Origin of the sequence: Thermus neutrinimicus (assembly GCF_022760955.1) — a bacterium.
Classification (GTDB): domain Bacteria; phylum Deinococcota; class Deinococci; order Deinococcales; family Thermaceae; genus Thermus; species Thermus neutrinimicus.
The window spans coordinates 17,870-38,466 of sequence record NZ_JAKTNU010000014.1 but is presented as its reverse complement, the minus strand read 5'-3'; the positions used below and the strand labels follow the sequence as shown (position 1 = coordinate 38,466).

Genomic DNA, 20,597 nt, shown 5'->3' with positions numbered 1-20,597 from the left:
TCTATCCGGCAACCCCTTTCCTGCCTAGGGGGTGGGGGCCAGGGCCAGGTAAGCCAGAGCCCTTTGGGCCGCCCTCTTTCCCGAGCGCACCACCTCGGGCAGGCCCACCCCCTCCAGGTAGTTCCCCGCCAGAAAGAGGCCCGGGGCCTTGACAAGGCTCATCTCCAGCCTTTCCATGCGCTCCAGGTGCCCCACCCGGTAGGCGGGCATGCCCTCGGGGAAGCGGAAGACCCAGGTGCGTGCCGGGCGCACTTCACGGCCCAGGAAAAGGCGGAGGTCCTCGAGGGCCACCTTGGCCAGCTCCCCTTCCGAAAGCCGCGCCACCTCCCCGGAGAAGTAGGCGCGCACCAGGCTGAACCCTTCCGGGGCCCTTCCTGGCCACTTCCGGTGCGTCCAGGTAAACCCCCTGGCCCGGTATCCCTCCCCTTTGGCTACCAGAAGCCCATGCCCTTCCACGGGCAACTCCTCCCCAAAGGCCAGGCTCACCGTGGCGGCCGGGGTGTGGGGAATGCCCTTGAGAAGGGCCGTGGCCTCGGGAAGGAAGGGCCTTAGGAGGTGGGCGGCCACCGGGGCGGGGGTGGCCAGGACCACCGCCTCCGCCTCCAGGGGTCCCCTGGGGGTGTGAAGGCGGTACCGGCCCCCCAGGGGCTCGAGGGCCAGGACCGGTGTGCCCAGGAGGGTTTTTTCCGCCACCTCCTCAGAAAGCCTCCGCGTTAAGAGGGAAAGCCCTTCCTGGAAGGAAAAGAAGAGGCTTCCCCCTTCCCGGCTACCCCGTGCCCTTCGGGCCCGCATGGCCCCCAGGATGAGGCTCCGGTGCTTCCTTTCCAGATCCAGAAGCTGGGGGAAGGCGGCCTTCATGGAAAGCTCCTCCGGTTCCCCCCCGTAGATGCCCCCCGCCAGGGGCGCCACCAGGGCGGCGAAGACCTCGGGGCCCAGCCTCCGTTCCACGAACTCCTTTAGGCTTTCGTCCTCCTTGCTTCCCCGGGGGAGGATGAGGTCGTACAGCGCCCTGAGCTTTCCGGATAAGGAGAGGAGGGAGGTGCGGTAGAGGCCCTTGAGATCCCCGGGGACGATTTGCAAAAGCCCCTCGGGGAGGGGATGGGCTTTCCCCTTGCGCAGGATCAGGGCTGCGGGCTTGGCGGGCAGGGTGCCGATGGGGGTGAGGCCGAAGCGCTCGGCAAGCTCCAGGACCTCCTTTTTGTAGCGCACGCTAGCGTCCGGGCCCCCTTCCACCAAAAACCCCTCCCCCTGGTGGGTGCGCACCTTCCCTCCCAGGCGCAGGCTGGCCTCCAGGAGGAGGAGGTCCACCCCAGAATCCTTTAGGGCCAAGGCGGCGGAAAGCCCCGCCCATCCTCCCCCCACCACGGCTACTTGAGCCACGCCGCCTCCACCAGCTCCTTAAGCACCTGGATGTAGTCCAGATCGGCGTTGAGGCTCCGGGCCCGGACAAGCCTCAAGCCCACCTCGCGGGCGGTGGCTTGGGCCTCGAGGTCCAGGTCGTAATAGACCTCCAGGTGGTCGGCGGGGAAGCCCACCGCCTGCACCACCGCCTCCTCAAAGCCCTCCTCCCTTAAGGCCCTGAGGTGCTCGTTGACGTCGGGGCCAAGCCAGGGCTCAGGGGTGCGGCCTGCGGACTGGTAGGCCACGCTAAAGCGGGGCAGGGCAAGCCTTTTGGCGATGAGTTCCGCCGTCCTCTCCACCTGGCGGGGATAGGGGTCGCCCCGTTCCACGGCGGCAAGGGGGATGGAGTGGGCGGTGAAGATGTACGCGGCCTTCCTGGGCTCCTTGAGCCGCCAGATGGCCTCCTCCAGCCTCCTGGCGTAGGCGGCGATCAGGCCAGGATGGGCCTCGTAGCTTTCCACCCAGAGCATCTCCATGGGCTCGGGGAGGGACTTTAGGGCGGCCTCCACCTTCTCCTGGTACTCCGCCACGCTCCTTAGGGAGTAGTGGGGGGCTGCCACGATGGCCACCGCCCGCCTCACCCCATCCTCGTGCATGGCGGCGATGGCCTCCCCGATGGAGGGGTGCCAGTGCTTGGTGCCCACGTAGACCCGGGCCGGGCCCTGGGGGGTGCGGGGGCCGAAGGGGCCCAGGAGGCGCTTGGGGTAGGAGGGGGCCTCGAGGTTCAGAAGCGCCTGGAGCCGGATGGCCTGGGCCAGGGTGATCTCGTTGAGGGGGCTTTTCCCGATGGCGTCGTAGCGCTCCTCCAGCTCCCGCAAAAGTTCCTCCGAAGGGCGCCTTCCCCGGCGGATGTCGGTGTAGTAGGGTTCGATCTCTTCCGGGGTGTAGGGGGTTCCGTAGGCCATGAGGAGTACGTTCATGCCTCTTCCTCCTTTTCCTTGAGGAGTTCTACCACATAGCGCACGTGTTCCACCGGGGTGCCGGGTAGGATCCCGTGGCCCAGGTTGAAGATGTGCCCGGGCCGGCGGGCGTTTTCCCCAAGGATCCTTTCCACCTCCCGCCGGATCACCTCCTTGGGGGCAAAGAGGACCACGGGGTCCAGGTTGCCCTGGACGGGGGTTTCCCCCAGCACCTCCCGGGCCCAGGGAAGAGGGGTGTGGTGGTCCAGGCCGATCACCTCCCCCCCGGCCTCCTGCATCTCCTTGAGAAGGCCCATGGTCCCCACCCCGAAGTGGATCACGGGCACCCCCAGGGGCCTCAGCTCCTGGAAGAGCCTGGCCATGTGGGGCTTCACATAGCGGCGGTAGTCGGCAGGGGAAAGGGCCCCCACCCAGGAGTCAAAGACCTGGAGGAGGTCGGCCCCTGCCTCGGCCTGGGCCTTCAGGTAGCGGGCCATGGCCTGGGTGAGCTTCTCCAGAAGTCGGTGCCAAAGGGCTTCCTCCCGGTACATGAAGGCCTTGACCTCCTTGAAATGGCGGCTTGGCCCGCCCTCAATGAGGTAGCTGGCCAGGGTGAAAGGAGCCCCGGCAAAGCCGATGAGGGGCACCTTAAGCTCCCTTTTCAGCAGGCGGATGGTCTCCAGGACGAAGGGCACCGCCGCTTCCGGCTCCAGGGGCCTTAGGGCCTCCACCCCCTTGGGATCCCGGATGGGCCGGTGGATGACGGGGCCTTTGCCTTCCACCAGGTCCAGCTCCACCCCCATCCCATAGAGGGGGGTGGTGATGTCCGCAAAGAGGATGGCGGCGTCCACCCCCAGTTGCCTCACCGGAAGGAGGGTAACCTGGGCGCAGACCTCGGGGTTTTGCACGATCTCCGGTAGGGTGTAGCGCCGCCTGATCTCCTGGTACTCCTTTTGGTAGCGCCCCGCCTGCCGCATGAACCAGACGGGGGGCCTCGAGGTGGGCCTGCCCCGGGCCGCCTGGAGGATGAGGTCGTTCACGCCCTTCATGCTAGCATGGGGCATGCGCTTCCCTTTTCCCCTCCTCCTATCCTTAGGCCTGAGCCTATCCCCTTGGGTCCAGGCCCAGGAAGACCCCGTGGTGGCCCAGGTGGGGCCAGAAAGCATCACCAAAGGCCAGTTTGAGCTCCGCTTTGGCCTCTTCGCCAAAAGCGCGCTGCGGCAGCTTGGCCTGCCCGACTCCGAGGAAACCCGGGCCCTCCTTGCCCAGTACCGGGCCCCTTACCTGGAGGCCCTGGCGGAGGAGCGGGCGCTACTTTTGCTGGCCAGGCGCCAGGGTTTCTGGCCCTTGCCCGATAGCGTGGAGGCCCGGGTGGCCCAGCTGGTGAGGGCCTTCCCCGAAGAGGAGGCCCTGCAGAGGGCCCTGGAGGGGGCAGGGGTGCCTGACCTGGCCACCTACCGCACCCTGCTTTCCGAGGCCATGGCCCTCGAGGCCCTGGAGGCCCATTACCGCGCGCAGCTTAAGGTTTCCCCGGCGGCCCTGAAGGCCCTTTGGCTCCTGTCCCCGGAGTACCGCCACCCCACCCTCTACTGCGCCCGGCACATCCTGGTGCCCACCCTCGAGGCGGCCAAGGAGGTCCTCGCCCGCCTGGCCAAGGGGGAGGCCTTTGCCCAGGTGGCCCAGGAGGTTTCCCAGGACCCTGGCTCCAAGGAGGCTGGGGGGGATCTGGGTTGCGAGCCAGAGGGCACCTACATCCCCACCTTTGAAAAGGCCCTGCTGGCCCTGAGGCCCGGGGAGGTTTCCCCTCCCGTGGGGACGGAGTTTGGCTTCCACGTGATCCTCTTGGAAAGGCGGGTACCCCCGGGCCGCTACCCCTTGGAGGAGGTGGCGGAGGAGCTGGCCCAAGGGGTGAAGGACAAGGCCTGGGAAAGGCTGGTCAGGTTCCTGATCCGCCCCTATCCCATAGCCCTTTTCCCCGAGCGCCTATAGCGTGAGGAGGAGGGCCGCATCCCCCCGGGGGGCAGGGGCCAAGGCCAGGGCCTCCCCAGGGGCGTAGACGCCGCTTTGCCCCTCAAAGCTTAGGCCCAGGATTGTTCCGTTCAGCATGGGGTTAAGGAGAAGCCTTAGGTTCTCCCGGTCCCTTAGCCGTTCCCTGGCGCAGGCCAGCCACACCTCGCCCTCTTTCCTGGACCTATCCCAGGGCCAAGGCCTTTCCCAGGGGGCGGGGTTGGCGGAGGGCTGCAGGAGGATTTCCGCCCCCTGGGCGTCCAGCCGGGACAGGTGCTTCTCAAAGAAGCCGTCCAAGCAGATTAGTATGCCAACCCTACCCGCCCGGGTTTCCACCAGGTGGGGGCCGAAGGTGCCCCGCCTGAGCCAACGCTCAGGGGGTGTGAGTTCCATCTTGGGCACCTGGGCCAGGAGGCGGCCCCTGGGGTTAAAGAAGAGGGCCAGGTTTTGAAAAAGGGGGGTGCGGGCGAACCGCCCCCGGGCTAGCTCCTCCTCATAGGGTGGGGAGAGCAGGGTGCCAGAGAGCAAGTAGGTGCCAAAGGCCCTGGCGGCCTCGGCCATCACCTCCCGGAAAATCCCGTAGGCCCGCCGGGCCCGCCTCCAGGGGAGAAGGGGGTTTTTCAAAAGGTCCCCGGCACGGAGATCCCCTTCCAGGTGCAGGAGGAGGGGAAGCCCGAAGAGCTCGGGGAAGGCGGCCAGGCGGGGGGAGGGGGTGCCCTCGAGGGGGCCTAGCAGGGAGAAGACCCGCTCCCGGAAGGCTTTTTCCGTGCGGTAATGCTCGGGCTTGGCCTCCGCTTGGATGGCCAAGAGGGTGCGGAAGGGCACCCCTTCAGTCTAATGCCCCTGGGCCAGGCTCTGGGCCACGATGAAGGCTCCCATGACCACCAGGAAAAGGGCAAAGCCCCGCCTCAGGCCTTCCTGGGGTAGCCGCACGGCAAGCCGGCCGCCCAGGAAGCTTCCCAGGGTCCCCACCCCCACGAAGAGGAGGGCCACCCCATAGTTCACGGCCAGGCCCAGCTCGGGCAAAAGGTGCAGGTACTTGTAGAAGCCGGCAAAGGACTTGAGGGCAATGATGAAGAGGCTGGTGCCGATGGCCAGGTGCATGGGAAGGCCCCCCAGGAGAACCAGGGCGGGCACGATGAGAAAGCCCCCACCCACCCCCACAAAGCCGGTGAGGGCCCCCACCGCCAGCCCGTCCAGGAGGATCTTCCAGGGCTTGCGGCTTCCTTGGGCCTTGGTCCTCAGGGGGCTCGGCCGGGCCATGAAGTAGGCGGCGAGAAGCATGACCAGGGCGAAGGTGAGAAGCTGCACCTCCCCGGAAACGAAGCGGGAGAGCCAAGCCCCCAGGTAGGTGCCCGCCATCCCTGGGAGGCCGAAGAGGAGCACGTTGCGCCAGTCCACCAGGCCCCTTAGGGCATAGGGCAAGGCTCCCAGGAGGGCGATCCCCCCCACGATGAGGAGGCTTTCGGCGATGGCTTGCTTGGGAGGCTCCCCCAGGAGGTAGACGAGAACGGGCACCGTGAGGATGGACCCTCCCGAGCCCAAGAGACCCAGGGAAAGCCCGATGAGGAGGGCGCCCAGAAGGGCCAGGCTCATCGCTCCACCGGAAGGCCCGCTCCCATCCAGGCGTAGGTGCCCCCCTCGAGGTTGTACACCCGTTCCCCAGGGAAGCCCTGGCCAACCAGGTAGTCCGCCGCTACCCCCGAGCGGTTGCCGGAGTTGCACACCAGGAGGATAGGCCGGTCCTTGGGCAGCTCGTTAAGCCGTTGGGGCAAGGAGGAAAGGGGGATATTCACCGCCCCGGGCACGTGCCCTTCCACGTACTCCCAGGGCTCCCGCACGTCCACCACCAAGGCTTCCCCTAGGAGCTTTTCCGCCTCGTGGGGGCCCACCTCCTGGTATGGGGTGGCGGTGTAGCCCACCTCCACCGGGCTGGTGTCCACGGGAAGCCCTGCCCGGTACCAGCGGACGATACCCCCCTCGAGGTTGTAGATGTTCCCGTAGCCCTGGGCGGTGAGCCAGGCGGCCGCTTGCCAGGAACGGTTTCCCGTGCGGCAGTAGAGGACCACGGGTTTGTCCTTGGGGATCTCCCCGTGGCGGGCCATGAACTCGGAGAGGGGAAGAAGGCCCGCCCCGGGAATGCGGGCCTGGGCGTACTCCTCCACCTCCCGCACGTCGAGGAAGGTGACGCCTTGGTCGTAAAGCTTCTTGGCCTCCTCAGGGCTAAGGTCTTTAACCTGGGCTTCGTACATGATGCCTCCTTTGGAGTAGGGGGAAACCGGGCTCATGCCCCGGCTTCCCCACTGGGCGCTTAGGCGCCCACCAGCTCTTCCCCTTTGGCCACCGGAAACCCTGCCTCCTGCCAGGCCTTGATTCCCCCGGTGAGGTTAAGGGCGTTCTTGAATCCGTGGGACAAGAGGGCGCTGATGGCGGTGCTGGAGCGATCCCCGCCCACGCAGTGGACCACGAGGGGCTTGTCCTTGGGGAGCTTGTCCAGATGGGCCAGAACCCGCCCCGCATGGATGTTCAAGGCCCCGGGGATGTGCCCGGCCAGGTACTCGTCCCGGCCCCGGACGTCCAGGATCACCGCCTCGCCCCGCTCCCACAGGGCCTTGGCCTCCCGGGCCGTGATCTGGGGCACGGTTTCCAGCTCCCCGTCCGCGTACCCCTGCAAGCCCGGGATGTACCCCACCACCTCGTCCAGGCCAATGCGGATCAGGGCCCGGGTCAGGGCCTCCACCTCGGAGGGGTGGGCCAGGAGGATCAGGGGCCGGTCGTAGGGGAGGAGCCACCCCGCCCAGGTGGAGAAGTTTTTCCCCGCAGGGATGTTGATGGAGCCCGGGATGTGTCCCCCGGCGAAGGCAAACTTGTCCCGGGTGTCCACCAGGATGGCGCCCTCCCGCAGGTAGCGGTCAAACTGGGCCTTGGTGAGCCGGCCCGGGTGGGGGATGCCTCCCAAGACGGGCATGCCATCCCGGTTCATCCGTTTCATCTCCTTGAAGTAGGTGGGGGCTTCGGGTTGGCCCGCAAGAAGCGCCTTTACAAAGCCCTCCTCGTCATCCCTTTCCAGGTACTCCGCCCACCAGGCGTAGCGCCTTTCGTAGCCCACGGTGGTGGCGGGAAGGGCCCCCAGGGCCTTGCCGCAGGCCGAGCCTGCCCCGTGGCCCGGCCAGACCTGGACGTGGTCGGGAAGGGTAAGGAACTTCTCCTTGAGGCTTCGGAACATGCGCCGGGCCCCGGGCAAGGCGGTGCCCTTGATGCCGGCGGCTTCCTCCAGAAGGTCCGGCCGGCCGATATCCCCCACGAAGACGAAGTCGCCTGTGAGGAAGAGAAGGGGTTCGTCCGTCACCGCCCCGTCCCCCACCAGGAGGGAAATGTGCTCCGGGGTGTGCCCGGGGGTGTGCACCGCCTTTACGCGGATGTTCCCCACCCGGAACTCATCCCCGTCCTTAAGGAGGACATAGGAGAAGCCTTCCAGGCCCTTGTACTTCCAGTTTTCATCCCCCTCGTCGGAAAGGTAGAGGGTGGCCCCGGTGGCCTTGGCCAGCTCCCGGGCCCCCGAGAGGTAGTCCGCGTGGATGTGGGTTTCGGCGATGGCGGTGATGCGTAAGCCCAGGCTTTCTGCCAGCTCCAGATAGGTGTCCACATCCCGCTTGGGGTCCACCACCAGGGCCTCCCCGGTGGCCGCGCACCCCAGGAGGTAGCTCATCTGGGCCAAACCCTCCTCGTAGATCTGCCTGAATACCATGGCTTCACCTCCTGAATGGGACTATTGTCCCCACGCCGCCTAAGATACCCCATGGGGGTACTAGGTGTCAATAGGAGCACGGTGGGTTCGGGTCTATTCTTTAGGGGAAACATCTGCTATATTTAGCAAAGGATGTACCCCTACGGGGGTATCCAGGAGGAGACGATGGCGCTATTGGGACCTAAGGAGCAGGAGATCGTGCGCGAGCGGCTTTCCAACCTGATGCGGGACGTGGAGCTGGTGCTTTTCACCGATACCTCCACCCTGATCGCCCCGGGGAAGGAGCCCTGCCTCTACTGCAAGGAAACCAAGCAGCTTTTGGAGGAGCTGGCGGCCCTTTCCGACAAGCTTTACCTGGTGGTCTACGACCTGGCTACCCCGGAGGGCAAGGAGAAGGCGAAGGAGTACAAGGTGGAGGCTCCCCCCACCCTGATCCTGCGGGAGAAGGGTTCAGAGGCCATCAACCTGCGCTACCGGGGGATTCCGGCAGGGTATGAGTTTGCCAGCCTCCTCGAGGACATCGAGATGCTGGGCCGCGACGGCCACGGCCTGCCGGAGAACGTGGTCCAGGAGCTCAACAACCTTCCCGAGGAGGTGGTCCTCCAGGTCTTCGTCACCCCCACCTGCCCCTACTGCCCCCAGGCGGTGCGCACCGCCCACCGCATGGCCTACGCTTCCCCCAAGGTGTGGGGCGAGATGATCGAGGCCAACGAGTTCCCCGAGCTCTCCAGCCGCTACCACATCCACGGGGTTCCTGACACCATCGTGAACCATGGCAAGGAAAGGGTTCTTGGGGCCCAGCCTCTTTCCCAGTTCCTCCAGGCCATCCGCAAGGCGGTGGGGGTGAGCGCCTAACATGACCCGGCGGGCGGTTATCGGGTTTTTTGCCTTCCTGGCCCTGGCGGCCTGCGGGCCCAAGGGGAGCTACCAGAACGTGGGGCCCCGGGAGCTCTACCAGGCGGTGGACCAGGGGGCGGTGGTGGTGGACGTGCGCACCCCCCAGGAGTTTGCCGAGGGGCACGTCCCCGGGGCCATCAACCTGCCGGTGGAAGCCGTTGCCCAGTGGGCGGATACCCTTCCCAAGGACAAGCCGGTCTACCTCTACTGCCGTAGCGGGAACCGTAGCCGCCAGGCGGCGGAGTACCTGAAGCGGAAGGGGTACACCAACCTCTATAACCTCGAGGGCGGGATCCTGGCCATCCAAAGGGAGGGCTTTCCCTTGGTCCGCTGATGGATGCGGTGCAGGTAGGGCCATTGGCCATCCCCTGGGCCAGGTTCCAGGTGTTCCTGGCCCTTTTGGCCATGGTGGCGGTGGCGGAGGTCCTGGCCCGAAGGGTGGGTAGGAGGCTCGCTTCCTGGACCTACAACGCCATCCTTGTGGGTTTTCTTGGGGCACGAATGGGCTTCGTTCTGGAGAACGCGTCCGTTTACGCCCGGGATCCCCTTTCCATCCTCTACGTGTGGCAAGGGGGGTTTGACCCCCTTTGGGGTATCCTGGCTGCGGGGGGGTACACGCTGATGGCATTACCCAAGAACCTTTGGCGGTATGCCCTGTTCGCCGCCTTGGCGGCGGGCTTGGTCTTTGGGGTCTTCCTGGTTCAGAGGCGGGGAGGGGAGGAGGTGGGCCTACCCTCCCTCACCCTCACCACCCTGGGGGGTACGCCGGTAAACCTCCAGGACTTCCGGGGGAAGCCTTTGGTCCTGAACCTCTGGGCCACCTGGTGTCCTCCTTGCCGGCGGGAGCTGCCCATGATGGTGCGCCTAAGCCAGGAGCACCCGGAGGTGCGCTTCGCCTTCGCCAGCCAAGGGGAGGGGCCGGTGGTGGTGCGGAACTTTCTGGAAGAACAGAGGCTTGCCCCCGAGTGGGTACTCCTGGATCCGGAAACCCAGCTTTCCCAGGCCCTGAAGACCCAGGGCCTCCCCACCACCTTCTTCTTTGACCGGGAAGGGCGCCTGGTGGCCCGCCACCTGGGGGAGCTTTCCGAGGCCCTTCTCCTTGGGTACCTGAGGGTTTTGCGCTAGCTCCCTGCGGAAAGAAGGGTTTCCTTCCCTCCCACCACCGTCTTCAGGTGCACGGGCCGGCCCCACAGGCGGTGGAGATTCTCCAGCACCGCCTGGGTCTTCTTCAGGTCCAGCTCCACGCCCTCATAGGCGTGTTCCAAAAGAAGCTCTCCGCGGTTCCCATGGTTGGCGTCCACCAGCTCCACGATGGGGTAGCCCCCGTTGGTGAGGCGGAAAAGGAGGGCTTTCTTGGCCTCGGCGAAGCGGGGAAGGTCCTCAGGGGAAAGAAGCCTTTGCCTGAGGGCGAACTCGGGGGTCAGGAAGGTATCCAGGAAGCTCAGGTCCGTGTGGACGGTGCGCACCTGGAAAAGTTGCTTTAGCCCCAGGCCGGTGGGCCTTTCGTAGGCGAGCCGCTCCCCTAGGGGCAGGGCCTCGTACTCCGGGCCAAACCGCCCCTTATCCCAGCGTTCCTCCACCTCCCTAAGGAGCAGGTAGCCCAGGCGGTAAGGGTTGAACCCATGGGGGGCGAGAAGCCCCGCCTGGAGCTCGGCGAACTCCAGGGCCTCCTCTGGGGAGAGGAGGGGGAGGAGGAGGCGGGTGTGCCAGAAGGTGGCCCAGCCCTCGTTGAGGATCTTGGTGGCGGCCTGGGGAACGTAGTACAGGCTTTCCTCCCGGATGATCTCCAGGATGCCCTTCTGCCAAGGGGCCAAGGGGGCGTGTCGGGCCAGGAAGCCCAGGATGTCCCGGGTGGGCCTGGGGGGAAGGGGGGTAGGGTTGGCCCCTTCCTCGGCCTCCCTTGGGGGCTCGGGTGGGGGGTTCACGTAGGGATCCAGGTAAGGGCGCACCCGGAGGCGGTCGGGTGGCCTTTCCTCCGTATTCTCTTCCGCCCGCCTTTGGATGTAGAGGGCGTGGGGATCGATGAGATTTTCCAGGGAAAGGGCCAGGTCCAGAAACTCCTCCACGCTTCTCGCCCCATACCGCTCCATGGCCCTTTCCACGAAGGCCGCATGGTGGGCCATCTCCGCTTCCATGTCCTTGGGGATGGGCTTGAAGGCCAGGTTGTTCTGAAAGAAGTCGGCATGGGCGTAGACGTGGGCCATGACCAGCTTCTGGGCGAGAAGGGTGTTGCCCTTGAGCAGGTAGGCGTGCACGGGGTGGGTGTTGGCTACCAGCTCGTAGACGCGCCCGAGGCCGTAGCGGTAGGTTTCCCGGTAGCGGAGGTACTCGCTGCCGAAGCGCCAGTGGGGATAACGCCGGGGAAAGCCCCCGTAGGCGGCCAACATGGCCATCTCCTCCGGGCCCACCTCCTCAAAGAGCACCGGGGGGAAGGAAAGCCCTTGGGCCAGGGCTCTTTCCCGCAGGATCTCAGCCCAGCGCCTTAGCTCCTTGCGCATCCTTTAGCCTCCCAAAAGCCGCCTCAGGGCCAAGGGCAGATCCTCCTTACCCTTCACCTCCGTGGCGGCCAGCCCTTCCTCCTTGCCCAAGGCTTCCCTCAGGTCCTCCAGGAACCGCCCCTGGCCGTAGGGCCCCTGCACCTGGGCGTACCCGTAGAGGGCCAGGGTGGGGAGGAGGCGCCTTAGGGCCTCGAGGGCCACGGGGGTATCCCCCTGCCAGTTCTCCCCGTCGGAAAAGTGGTAAAGGTAACGGTTGTAAAAGGACTCCGGGTAACGCTTCAGGATCTCCTCCGCCAGGAGGAGGGCGCTGGAAAGCCTCGTTCCCCCGCCTTCCCGGGCCCGGAAGAACTCCTCCTCCGTTACCTCCCAGGCCTCGGCGTCGTGGAGGAGATACCGCCTTTCCAGGCGGGGGAAGTGGCGCTTGATCCAGAGGGTGATCCAAAAGGAAAGGGTCTTCACCAGCCTAAGCTCCTCCTCCCGCATGCTGCCCGAGACGTCCAGGGCAAAGAGGACCACCGCCTGGGCGTGGGGACGGGGTTTGCTCCGCGGGGCCTTGTAGCGGAGGTCCTCCCGCTCGGGGACCAAAAGCGGCTCTTCCGAACGGTACTCCCCGGTAATGAGGGCCCGCTTGAGGCTCTCCTTTAGGGTACGGCGCACGTGGCGGAGGCCCCTTGGCCCCTTGCGGGCTATGGTGGTGTAGCGGAAGGCCTCCTCCGTAACCTCCCCCTCCCCCTTGGGCCTGAGCCGGGGAAGCCTTAGGGCCTCGCCCACTAGGTCCAAGAACTCCTCCAGCTCCAGCTCGGCCACGGGCACGTGGCCCGCGGGGCCCAGGCTGTCCGTCCCCGGGCCCCCAAGGCCCAGGTCTTCCCCCAGGGGCTCCCCATAGACGATCTTGGGAAGCTCCAGCTGGGGCAGGGGTATGGAGACCAGGCGGCCTTCCACCTGGCCGAAGAGCTCCTCCCGGGTTAGAAACTCCCGGGCCTTTTTCTTAACCTCCCCGCGAACGATCTCCTTAAAGCGCAGGAGGTCCCGCTCGATGGGTCTCATCGCTCACCCCGGGCGAAGATGGAGGCGGCGAACTCCAAAACCCCGCTGGCGCAGCGCTCGCAGTAGCCGTGGTCGCGGATCAGGCGGACCTTGACCACGTCGATCTTGGCCTGGGTTTCCGGGTCCACCACCCCCGAGACCAGGGCGGAAAGGCGGATGGTGTCCTTCTGGTCGTCAAAGAGCTTGAGTTCCAGAGCCCGGCGTAGCCTGTCGTTATCCTTGTAGGTGAACTGCCTCCCTTCCAGGGCTAGGGCGCCGATGTAGTTCATGATCTCCCGACGGAAGTCGTCCTTGCGGGACTCGGGGATTTCTATGCGTTCCTCTATGGAGCGCATGAGCCTTTCGTTGGGGGGCTCGGGGGCACCGGTGTAGGGGTTTTTCACCTTCTCCCCCAGCACGTAGGCCTTCACGTGGTCGATGTAGTTGTGGAAGAGACGGTTTAGGGCCTCCTCGTCGGCGGCGATGGCCCTTTGCACCTCGTTTTTCACGATCTCCGCGTACTCCGCCTTTACCTCCTGCAAGAGGGCCTTGTACCGCTCCTTGGTCTTCTCGTCGGAGATGAGGGAGTGGTGCTTGAGGCCCTCCTCCAGCTCATTCATCACCATGAAGGGGTTAATGCAGGGCTCCTCCGAGGTGACCAGGACGTTGGAGATCTTGTCCTGGATGTAGCGGGGGCTGATGCCCTCGAGGCCCTCCCGCTTGGCCTCGGCCATGAGCTCCCGCACCGCCTCCTCCGTCCAGCCGGGAAGGAGCTTGCCGTCGTAGAGCTTGAGCTTTTGCATGAGGGTAAGCCCGGCCCGCTTGGGAGGCTCCAGCCGGGTGAGGACCGCCCAGGTGGCGGCCATCTCCAGGGTGTGGGGGGCGATGTGCTTGGCCCTCACCTTGCTGAAGTCCCGCTGATAAATCTTCACCTCGTCGGAGACCCGCAGGATGTAGGGAACGTCGATCTTGATGGTGCGGTCCCTCAGGGCCTCCATGTACTCGTTGGCCTGGAGCTTTCGGTATTCCGGCTCGTTGGTATTGTGGCAGACAACGTTCCCCACGCCGCAGACGAAGTTATGGAGGCCTTCGCACTCAATGTCGTAAACCCACTCCGCGAACGCTTTCCGGGAGTGTACTCGAGCCTGGAAGCGGCGGTGGCGGCCGCCTCGCTTACCCTCTCCCGAAACAAACCGAATCCGGTAGGCCGGGGGCCGGCCAGGCCGCTCCTGCCGATAGACGCTATAGTCGTGGCCCAAAAGCGTCGCCAGGGTACCCACCTGAGCGGCCAGCATGGGTGAGATCGTCTTGAACTCAAAGAAGCGGGCACGGTAGTCGGCCGAGGCGGTCCGGTCAAGCTCTGCGGAGAGCTTACGGGAACCGTCGGTGCGCATCAGCTCGTTAAAGGCGTGCTCAAGGAATGGTCTTGGCAAGCGAAAGAGGAAGTCCGGAAGCCTCTTCGAGGCCGCGTGTTCGCCGCAGTGGTGCCGCGCGAGCACGGCGATGGCCTGCGAACCCAGGTAGAGTCGCCATGCCGAATCGTTCTTGGCGCCGGCGTCTATGTAACCGTGTGCGGTTGTAATGCGGGCGTAACTCCTACGAACCCGTTCCAAATCGTTCCGGTCCGCATGGCTAATCACGATGCCGCCGTTTTTGCCGTTTACGTGGCCCTCGGTGGCGTACCAGATGAGGACGGTGAGGAGGTCCTTGAGGGCAGTCTCGTCCCGAAGGGGATGGTAAACCGCTCGGACCTCCGTTGCGTGCCGTGGGAGGGCGAGCCTTGCCCACCCGGGACGGGCAGGGCGCGTCAGGGGCCCGCTGCCCACCACTGCGCGAACGTCTTCGCGGATGAAGCCGTCAACACCTTCCACAACGTCCACAAGCTCCTCTTCTGCCTTTAAGGCGAGATCCACATGGATCCGGCGCACGGCCGCGATCTCCCGGCGCTCCTCCGGGTAGAAGGTCTGCCCGTCGCGGTCATATAGGGAGTGGTTGGGAGTGGTCTCCACCGCACCCCACTTCTGGGAGGTGGTGAGCATCACGCCTGTAAAGCGGTGCCGGAAAATCGACCGGACCCGGGTCCAGCGCGTCTGACCCGACGAGAAGTCGTGTGCGAGCACCTCGAGCCCCGTGGGGTCGTGACCGAACCTTTCCCAAAGGCCCTGGACTGTTGTCCACCCCGGGATACCCCGGTAGCGGTACAGGATGGGCGTGTCCCCGGAGACGCTATGACCCAGGATGATCTCGTCAATGTCCGTCTGGGCGAACTTCTTGGACTTGATCTTGTGCTCCTGGCTGGCGGTGAGGAGGTCGTAGAGGAAGGCCACGTCCAGTTTGAGGATCTCTATGAACTCCACCAGGCCCCGGTTGGCGATGTTGAGCTCCCCGTCAAAGTTGAAGGCCCTGGGGTCGGAGTCGGAGCCATAGATGGCCACCTTGCGGTAGTTGATGTCCCCGGTGAGCTCGGTGGAGTCCTGGTTCTTCTCGTCCTTGGGCTGGAAGGTGCCGATGCCAACGCGGTCCTTCTCCGAAAGGACCAGTCGCTTCACCACGATCTCCTCCTCCAGCACCTTGGCCAGATCGCCCCCGTGGCGGGCCAAGGCCTCCCGCATCTGGAAGCGGCACACCGGGCAGAGGTCCCCTTCCACCTCGAGGGGGTAGGGGTAACTGGGGTGAAGCTGCCTAAGCTCCTCCAAAAACTCCTCTCGGATCTCCTTGGGCAGGAGGAGGAGGGGCTCCTCGTGCATGGGGCAGGGAAGGGGGCCTTCCTTGGTCTTCCAGTAGAAGGTGAAGAGCTTTCCCTCCTCCGTGCGGCTATAGGCCTCGAGGCCCTTCTTGAGAAGCCGGGCGATGGTGCTCTTGGCCGAGCCCACGGGCCCGTGGAGGAGGAGGATGCGGCGCTCTGGCCCCAGGCGGTGGGCGGCGGCCTTCAGGGTGGCCACCAAGCGCATGAGGGGCTTGTCCAGGCCGAAGATGGCATCCTTTCCCCCTTCAAAGGGGTCATCAAAGAAGCGGTAATGGAGGAGCTTCTCCTTGAAGAGGGTGTACTCCTCCACCCCGTGGGCGAGGATCATGTCGTGGACCCGCTGGAAGCTGGTCCTCAGGGGCCGGGGATCCCTCTTGAGAAGGCCTAGGTATTCGGCGAAGGAACCTTCCCAGCTCAGGGCCCGGTAGGCCTCGAGGTCTTGACGGCGGCGGATGCGCTCCAGTTCGTTCATGGACGCCCTCCTTCATACCGGCCAGGGACGTGTTTTGATAGCTCTGCCCTTATTGTAGCAGGTTCTGGGCGAAGAATGTGGCCCCGGTTCTAGCCGGGGAAGGGGACTTGCGCTAGGCTTTTCTAGGTTCTTGAGATCTCGTAAAACCCCCGGGCGTTGTGGAGGAAGTGGGCCAGGATGCCGGGAAGAAGGCTTCCCGTAAGAAGGTAGGTGAGCCCGAAAAGGAGCCCGGCAAGCCCGGTGTAGAGGGGATAGGCCAAGGCCCCCCTAGGGGCGGGGTGAAGCAGGGCGAAGGCCAGGGCTTGAAGGAAGAGCCCCACGGGCCCCAGCCAGGCCATGAGGAGGCTTTGCAGGAGGCCCCGGAAGAAGACCTCCTCCGCCACCCCCGAGAGGAGGGCGAGGAGAAGGAGGATGGTGGGTCCCACACCCGCCCGGCGCAGGGCCTCTCCCAGGGCCCGGTGGAGGCCTTCCGCCTCCCGGAAGGAGGAGGGGAAAAGGTGCCTGACGGTTTCCTCCAAGGCGGCCAAGGCTAGGAGGAGGCCCAGGGCATAGAGGAGTTCCCCGGGGCCTGCCTGGCCAAAGGGGAGGCCCAAGAGGAGCATGCCCAAGGCCCCAAGGAGGAGTAGCCCTCCTTGGAGGGCCAGGAGGAAGCCTAGGGGTGGGGGGACCAAGGCCCTAAGGCCTACTCCCCGCCCAGGGCGAAGCCCTGGTCCAGGAGCCTCCTGGGGTAGGCGCGGAAGGCCAGAAGGGTTTCCGTGCGCTCCACCCCTTCCAGGGACAGGATCCCCTGGGTGACGGCATCGTCCAGCTCCTCGAGGTCCTTAAGCCGCAAAAGGGCCACCAGGTCAAAGGGGCCCGTAACCGAGTAGACCTCGGCCACCTGGGGGAGTTCGGCGATGGCCTCCCCCAGGGCAGCGATCCGGTCCCCGCGGACGCGGATGAGTACGAAGGCGGTGATCACCCCTTTATCCTACCTCCAGGATCAGCTTGGGCCGGAAGCCCAAGGCGTCGGCGGCCACCAGGTGGAGGGGAATGCCCCGGTACTCCTGGGGAAGCTTTTCCGGGTCCGCCCCGTGCAGGTGGCCGTAGACGATGGCCTGGGGCCTGGCCTCCGCGGCCAGCTCCAAAAGGGGGGTGGCCTCCCCCTTGGGGCCGAAGGGGGGGAAGTGGAAGGCCACCACCAGGTGCCGGTAGGGTTTCTCCTTGAGGTCCTGTAGGGAAAGCTTGAGCCGCTCCACCTCCCGGGCGAAGATCCTTTCGTCCTCCGGGGTGGCGGGCGGGTACTGCCAGCCCCGGCTTCCCGCCACCCCTACCCCCTCCAGGACCAGGGCGTCGTTTTGCAGGGCGTACATCCCTGGGGGGAGCACGGCCCGCAGCCGGCTTATGGAGGGCCACCAGTAGTCGTGGTTGCCCTTTAGGAGCACCTTTTTGCCGGGCAAAGCGGCCAGGTCCAGGAGGTCCGGCAGGGCCTCCCCTAGGCGCATGGCCCAGGAGATGTCCCCAGGGACGATCACCAGGTCCCCTTCCGCCACCACCTCCCGCCAGCCCCGGAAGAACGCCTCCGGGTGGCCCTGCCAGTTGGGGCCAAAGATGGTCATGGGCTTGGGGTTGAGGCGGGAGAGGTGGGGGTCGGCGATGGCGAAGACCCGCATGGGCCTTAGCGTACCCTATGGGTATGGAAAAGGCCGAGGCCCTGGCCTATGCCTTGAGGCTCCTTGGCAGGCGGGCCATGACCCGGGCCCGCCTAAGGGAGAAGCTCCTTGGCCGCTTTTCCGAGGGAGAGGTGGAAGGAGCCCTGGCCCGCCTCGAGGATCTGGGCCTACTGGACGACCGGGCCTTCGCGGAGGCCTTCGTGGCCACCAGGCGGAAGTACGGTCCCCATAAGCTTCGCTTTCTCCTGAAAGCCCAGGGGGTGCCGCAGGAGGTGGTGGAGGAGGTCCTTGCCGCCTATGGGGAGGAGGAGAGCCTGGAGGCGGCCCTAAGGGTCCTCCGCCGCTACCCCCGCCGCCAGGACAAGGCCAAGGCGGTGCGCTTCCTTCAGGGCCGGGGTTTTCCCCTTCCCGTGGCCCTGGAGGCTTACCGGCTTGTCAAGGAGGAGGAAAGCGGGTAAAAAGAGCCCATGCCCGAGGTGCGCGCGGAACGCTTTATCCAGGCGCCGGCGGAAAAGGTGTATGCCCTGGCCAAGGACCTGGAGGGCTTAAAGCCCTACCTTAAGGAGGTGGAGAGCCTCAGGGTGCTCTCCCACGAGGGTAACCGCACCCGGAGCGAATGGGTGGCGGTGGCCATGGGCAAGAAGGTGCGCTGGCTGGAGGAGGAGGAGTGGGACGACCAGAACCTCAGGAACCGTTTCTACTCCCCGGAGGGGGATTTTGACCGGTACGAGGGCACCTGGGTCTTCCTGCCGGATGGGGAGGGGACCCGGGTGGTCCTGAGCCTCACCTATGAGCTCACCATCCCCATCTTTGGCGGGCTTTTGCAGAAGCTGGTGCAAAAGCTCATGCAGGAGAATATAGAAAGCCTTCTTAAGGGCCTGGAGGAACGGGTTCTGGCTTCCTAGTTGCACACGGGGCCCTTTTGCTCTACCATGGGCGTGAAGCCGCCCATGTCCTTCCAAAGCGGGGTGGCCCAAGAGCTTTCAGGAGGTCAAAGTGGAAACGTTGCGCGTGTCTTCCAAGTCCCGCCCCAACTCCGTGGCCGGCGCCATTGCGGCGCTGTTGCGCACCAAGGGGGAGGTGGAGGTGCAGGCCATCGGGCCCCAGGCGGTGAACCAGGCGGTGAAGGCCATCGCCATCGCCCGGGGGTACATCGCCCCCGATAACCTGGACCTGGTGGTCAAGCCGGCCTTCGTGAAGCTGGACCTGGAGAACGAGGAGCGGACCGCCCTTAAGTTCAGCATCAAGGCCCATCCCCTGGAGTCTTGAGGCCGGAAAGCCCCCGGGCCCTGGCCGTGGGCATCCTCCTCGAGGTGGAGCGGGGCGGCAGGGCCCAGCTGCTTCTGGACCGGGCTCTGGACCGACTGCCCTGGCCAGAGCGGGATAAGGCCTACGCCACCCACTTGGTGTACGGGGCCCTTCGCCGCCTTCGGTTTCTGGACTTTCTCCTGGAGCCCCACCTCAAGAGGCCCCATAGGCTTCCCCCCCGGGTGCGCTGGATCCTGCGCCTGGGGGCTTGGGAGTGGCTTTGGGGTAAGGCGGACCATGCCCGGGTGAGCCCCTGGGTGGAGGAGGCCAAGAGGGTTTCTCCCCGCCTGGCCGGCTTGGTCAACGCCGTGCTCCGCCGGCTGCACCTGCGGGAGGCCCCGGAGTGCGTGCGCTTAAGCCTTCCCGACTGGCTTTGCCTGGCCTGGCGGGATTTCTTTGGGCAGGTGGCCTTCGCCCAGGGTTTCAACGAACCCGCTCCCCTCTTCGTCACCGCCTACCGCCCCGTGGAGGGATTAAGGCCAGGCCCTATCCCGGACAGCTACCTCTGGGAGGGAGGAAAGACCGACTTTTCCGCCCTAGGCCTGCAGCCCCAAAACCCCGCCTCCCTCTTTGCCGCCCAGCTTCTAGACCCCGCCCCGGGAGAGAAGGTGCTGGACCTATGTGGGGGTGCGGGGCTTAAGGCCTTTTACCTGGCCGCCAAGGGGGCGGAGGTGGTGTCCTACGACCTGAATCCCAAGCGCCAGGAGGCGGGGGAGAGGACGGCGAGAAAGCTGGGGCTTAGGGTGGCCTACCGCACGCAGGACCTGACGGAGCCCCTTTCTGAGAAGGCGAAAAAGGTTCTTCTGGACGCTCCTTGCACCGGAACCGGTACTTTCCGTTCCCACCCCGAGCTGCGCTACCGCCTGGTTGCGGAGGACCCGAGGCGCATGGCAGAGTTGCAGCTTAGGCTCCTGGAGACTGCCGCCCGGGCCACGGAGGAAGGGGGGATGCTGATCTATAGCGTCTGCACCCTGACGGAGGAGGAAGGGGAGGGGGTGGCCCAGGCCTTTCTCGGCCGGCATCCGGAGTTTGTGCCCGAGCCCACTGCCTGCCCCTTTCCCGTGCTCCGATCGGGCCTGGGCGTCTACGTGGCCCCGGAGGGAGGCTTGGATGGGTTCTATTACCTGCGCCTGCGGAAGGTAAACTTTAAAACATGAAGCTGGCGTTTGTGGGCCTGGGCAAGATGGGGAAAAGCATCCTGAAGGGAGCCCTGGACCGGGGTTTCCTCAGGCCCGAGGAGGTGGGGGTGGTGGGCCGCACCCCGGAGCGCACCCGGGAGCTGGCCGAGGCCTTTGGCCTTCGCCCTTTAGCCCTCAAGGAACTCGCCCAGGCGGAGCGGGTGCTTCTGGCCGTCCAGCCTCGGGACTTCCCCCATCTGGCCCCGGAGATCGCCCACCCCGGGGTGGGGTACATCTCCATCATGGCCGGGGTGTCCACGGCGGTGCTTTCCCGCAGGCTGGACACCCGGCGAGTGGTGCGGGCCATGCCCAACCTGGCGGCCATCATCGGGGAGAGTTCCACCGCCCTTACCGCCTTAAAGGAGGCCCGGGAGGCGGGGGACCTGGACTTTGCCCGGTCCCTTTTCGCCACCGTGGGGGATGTGTACGAGATCCCCGAGCACCTTTTTGATCCTTTTACCGCCATGTCCGCCTCCGCCCCCGCCTATCTGGCGGTGGTGGCGGAGGCCTTGGCCGATGCGGGGGTGAAGATGGGTATGCCTCGGGCCCTGGCCCTGCGCCTGGCGGCGGAGGCCTTGGCGGCCACGGGGGAGCTCTTGAAGGGCCGCCATCCCGCCCAGCTCAAGGACGAGGTGGCCAGCCCTGGGGGAACCACCATCCACGGCCTCCACGCCCTCGAGGCCCGTGCCTTGCGCGCCGCCTTCTACGAGGCGGTGGAGGCGGCCACCCGGCGTGGGCACGAGCTGGGCGAGGCGGAGTAAGGGG

22 protein-coding genes are annotated in these 20,597 nt (G+C 65.9%); 9 read left to right on the top strand and 13 right to left on the bottom strand.

The genetic code is table 11. The features are described 5' to 3' along the window. Positions 1 to 24: 24 nt before the first annotated feature. Genes hemG through hemE form a run of 3 tightly spaced genes read right to left on the bottom strand, consistent with a single transcriptional unit; the run spans position 25 to position 3,349 of the window. Positions 25 to 1,380, bottom strand: coding sequence for a protoporphyrinogen oxidase (gene hemG / locus L0C59_RS08640; protein ID WP_243090953.1), 1,356 nt, complete (start codon positions 1,378 to 1,380; stop codon positions 25 to 27). Beyond that, positions 1,368 to 2,321, bottom strand: coding sequence for a ferrochelatase (hemH, locus tag L0C59_RS08635; protein ID WP_243090952.1), 954 nt, complete (start codon positions 2,319 to 2,321; stop codon positions 1,368 to 1,370). The genes hemG and hemH overlap by 13 nt, the downstream gene beginning before the upstream one ends. Beyond that, positions 2,318 to 3,349, bottom strand: a complete 1,032-nt coding sequence (gene hemE, locus L0C59_RS08630) for a uroporphyrinogen decarboxylase (RefSeq protein ID WP_243090976.1) — start codon at positions 3,347 to 3,349, stop codon at positions 2,318 to 2,320. Before hemE ends, hemH begins: the two co-directional genes overlap by 4 nt. 13 nt (positions 3,350 to 3,362) lie before the next feature. Here hemE and L0C59_RS08625 point away from each other — a divergent pair, with 13 nt between their 5' ends. After that, a complete protein-coding gene (locus L0C59_RS08625) occupies positions 3,363 to 4,289 on the top strand; it encodes a peptidylprolyl isomerase (protein WP_243090951.1) in 927 nt (308 codons plus the stop codon). Here the strand turns inward: L0C59_RS08625 and L0C59_RS08620 are convergent. From L0C59_RS08620 to L0C59_RS08605, 4 genes are read right to left on the bottom strand one after another with little or no spacing between them, the layout of a single operon-like run. Further along, positions 4,284 to 5,132, bottom strand: a complete 849-nt coding sequence (locus tag L0C59_RS08620; protein WP_243090950.1) for a nitrilase-related carbon-nitrogen hydrolase — start codon at positions 5,130 to 5,132, stop codon at positions 4,284 to 4,286. The genes L0C59_RS08625 and L0C59_RS08620 overlap by 6 nt on opposite strands. Positions 5,133 to 5,141: 9 nt before the next feature. Continuing rightward, positions 5,142 to 5,903, bottom strand: a complete 762-nt coding sequence (locus tag L0C59_RS08615) for a sulfite exporter TauE/SafE family protein (RefSeq protein WP_243090949.1) — start codon at positions 5,901 to 5,903, stop codon at positions 5,142 to 5,144. Next, complete coding sequence (locus L0C59_RS08610; RefSeq protein ID WP_243090948.1) at positions 5,900 to 6,559, bottom strand: rhodanese-like domain-containing protein; 660 nt, start codon at positions 6,557 to 6,559, stop codon at positions 5,900 to 5,902. Before L0C59_RS08610 ends, L0C59_RS08615 begins: the two co-directional genes overlap by 4 nt. A 59-nt stretch (positions 6,560 to 6,618) precedes the next feature. Then, positions 6,619 to 8,055 carry an MBL fold metallo-hydrolase gene (locus L0C59_RS08605; protein ID WP_243090947.1) on the bottom strand — a complete coding sequence of 479 codons (1,437 nt, stop codon included), beginning with the start codon at positions 8,053 to 8,055 and terminating at the stop codon, positions 6,619 to 6,621. Positions 8,056 to 8,220: 165 nt separating this feature from the next. Between L0C59_RS08605 and pdo the strand changes: the two genes are divergently transcribed. From pdo to L0C59_RS08590, 3 genes are read left to right on the top strand one after another with little or no spacing between them, the layout of a single operon-like run. Further along, entirely contained in the window at positions 8,221 to 8,910 is a 690-nt protein-coding gene (pdo, locus tag L0C59_RS08600) for a protein disulfide oxidoreductase (protein ID WP_243090946.1), read from the top strand. 1 nt (position 8,911) lies between these two features. Further along, on the top strand, positions 8,912 to 9,286 hold the full coding sequence (locus tag L0C59_RS08595; protein WP_243090945.1) for a rhodanese-like domain-containing protein: 375 nt from the start codon (positions 8,912 to 8,914) through the stop codon (positions 9,284 to 9,286). Beyond that, positions 9,286 to 10,077: a TlpA disulfide reductase family protein gene (locus L0C59_RS08590; RefSeq protein WP_243090944.1), complete on the top strand. Its 792-nt coding sequence runs from the start codon at positions 9,286 to 9,288 to the stop codon at positions 10,075 to 10,077. The genes L0C59_RS08595 and L0C59_RS08590 overlap by 1 nt, the downstream gene beginning before the upstream one ends. On the opposite strand, the gene L0C59_RS08585 is transcribed toward L0C59_RS08590, so the two are convergent. The 6 genes from L0C59_RS08585 to L0C59_RS08560 form a co-directional block, all read right to left on the bottom strand. Then, positions 10,074 to 11,450 (bottom strand): SpoVR family protein, encoded by a 1,377-nt coding sequence (locus tag L0C59_RS08585; protein ID WP_243090943.1) that lies wholly within the window; start codon positions 11,448 to 11,450, stop codon positions 10,074 to 10,076. The genes L0C59_RS08590 and L0C59_RS08585 overlap by 4 nt on opposite strands. A gap of 3 nt (positions 11,451 to 11,453) precedes the next feature. After that, positions 11,454 to 12,497: a DUF444 family protein gene (locus L0C59_RS08580; protein ID WP_243090942.1), complete on the bottom strand. Its 1,044-nt coding sequence runs from the start codon at positions 12,495 to 12,497 to the stop codon at positions 11,454 to 11,456. Next, the gene (locus tag L0C59_RS08575; protein WP_243090941.1) at positions 12,494 to 15,694 is read right to left on the bottom strand and encodes a serine/threonine protein kinase; all 3,201 of its coding nucleotides are present in this window, start codon (positions 15,692 to 15,694) and stop codon (positions 12,494 to 12,496) included. The genes L0C59_RS08580 and L0C59_RS08575 overlap by 4 nt, the downstream gene beginning before the upstream one ends. A gap of 122 nt (positions 15,695 to 15,816) precedes the next feature. Continuing rightward, complete coding sequence (locus L0C59_RS08570; RefSeq protein WP_243090940.1) at positions 15,817 to 16,365, bottom strand: CPBP family intramembrane glutamic endopeptidase; 549 nt, start codon at positions 16,363 to 16,365, stop codon at positions 15,817 to 15,819. A gap of 11 nt (positions 16,366 to 16,376) precedes the next feature. Further along, positions 16,377 to 16,655: an Lrp/AsnC family transcriptional regulator gene (locus tag L0C59_RS08565; protein WP_243090939.1), complete on the bottom strand. Its 279-nt coding sequence runs from the start codon at positions 16,653 to 16,655 to the stop codon at positions 16,377 to 16,379. A gap of 4 nt (positions 16,656 to 16,659) precedes the next feature. Next, positions 16,660 to 17,346 (bottom strand): metallophosphoesterase, encoded by a 687-nt coding sequence (locus L0C59_RS08560; RefSeq protein WP_243090938.1) that lies wholly within the window; start codon positions 17,344 to 17,346, stop codon positions 16,660 to 16,662. 17 nt (positions 17,347 to 17,363) lie between these two features. Between L0C59_RS08560 and L0C59_RS08555 the strand changes: the two genes are divergently transcribed. The 5 genes from L0C59_RS08555 to proC all read left to right on the top strand — a co-directional run bounded on the left by L0C59_RS08555 (position 17,364) and on the right by proC (position 20,593). Continuing rightward, positions 17,364 to 17,804, top strand: coding sequence for a regulatory protein RecX (locus tag L0C59_RS08555; RefSeq protein WP_243090937.1), 441 nt, complete (start codon positions 17,364 to 17,366; stop codon positions 17,802 to 17,804). 9 nt (positions 17,805 to 17,813) lie between these two features. Continuing rightward, positions 17,814 to 18,251 (top strand): type II toxin-antitoxin system RatA family toxin, encoded by a 438-nt coding sequence (locus L0C59_RS08550; RefSeq protein WP_243090936.1) that lies wholly within the window; start codon positions 17,814 to 17,816, stop codon positions 18,249 to 18,251. Positions 18,252 to 18,342: 91 nt separating this feature from the next. Further along, positions 18,343 to 18,615 carry a stage V sporulation protein S gene (locus L0C59_RS08545; protein ID WP_014515944.1) on the top strand — a complete coding sequence of 91 codons (273 nt, stop codon included), beginning with the start codon at positions 18,343 to 18,345 and terminating at the stop codon, positions 18,613 to 18,615. Next, on the top strand, positions 18,612 to 19,811 hold the full coding sequence (locus tag L0C59_RS08540; RefSeq protein ID WP_243090935.1) for an RsmB/NOP family class I SAM-dependent RNA methyltransferase: 1,200 nt from the start codon (positions 18,612 to 18,614) through the stop codon (positions 19,809 to 19,811). The genes L0C59_RS08545 and L0C59_RS08540 overlap by 4 nt, the downstream gene beginning before the upstream one ends. Next, positions 19,808 to 20,593 (top strand): pyrroline-5-carboxylate reductase, encoded by a 786-nt coding sequence (proC, locus tag L0C59_RS08535; protein ID WP_243090934.1) that lies wholly within the window; start codon positions 19,808 to 19,810, stop codon positions 20,591 to 20,593. The genes L0C59_RS08540 and proC overlap by 4 nt, the downstream gene beginning before the upstream one ends. Positions 20,594 to 20,597: the final 4 nt, after the last annotated feature.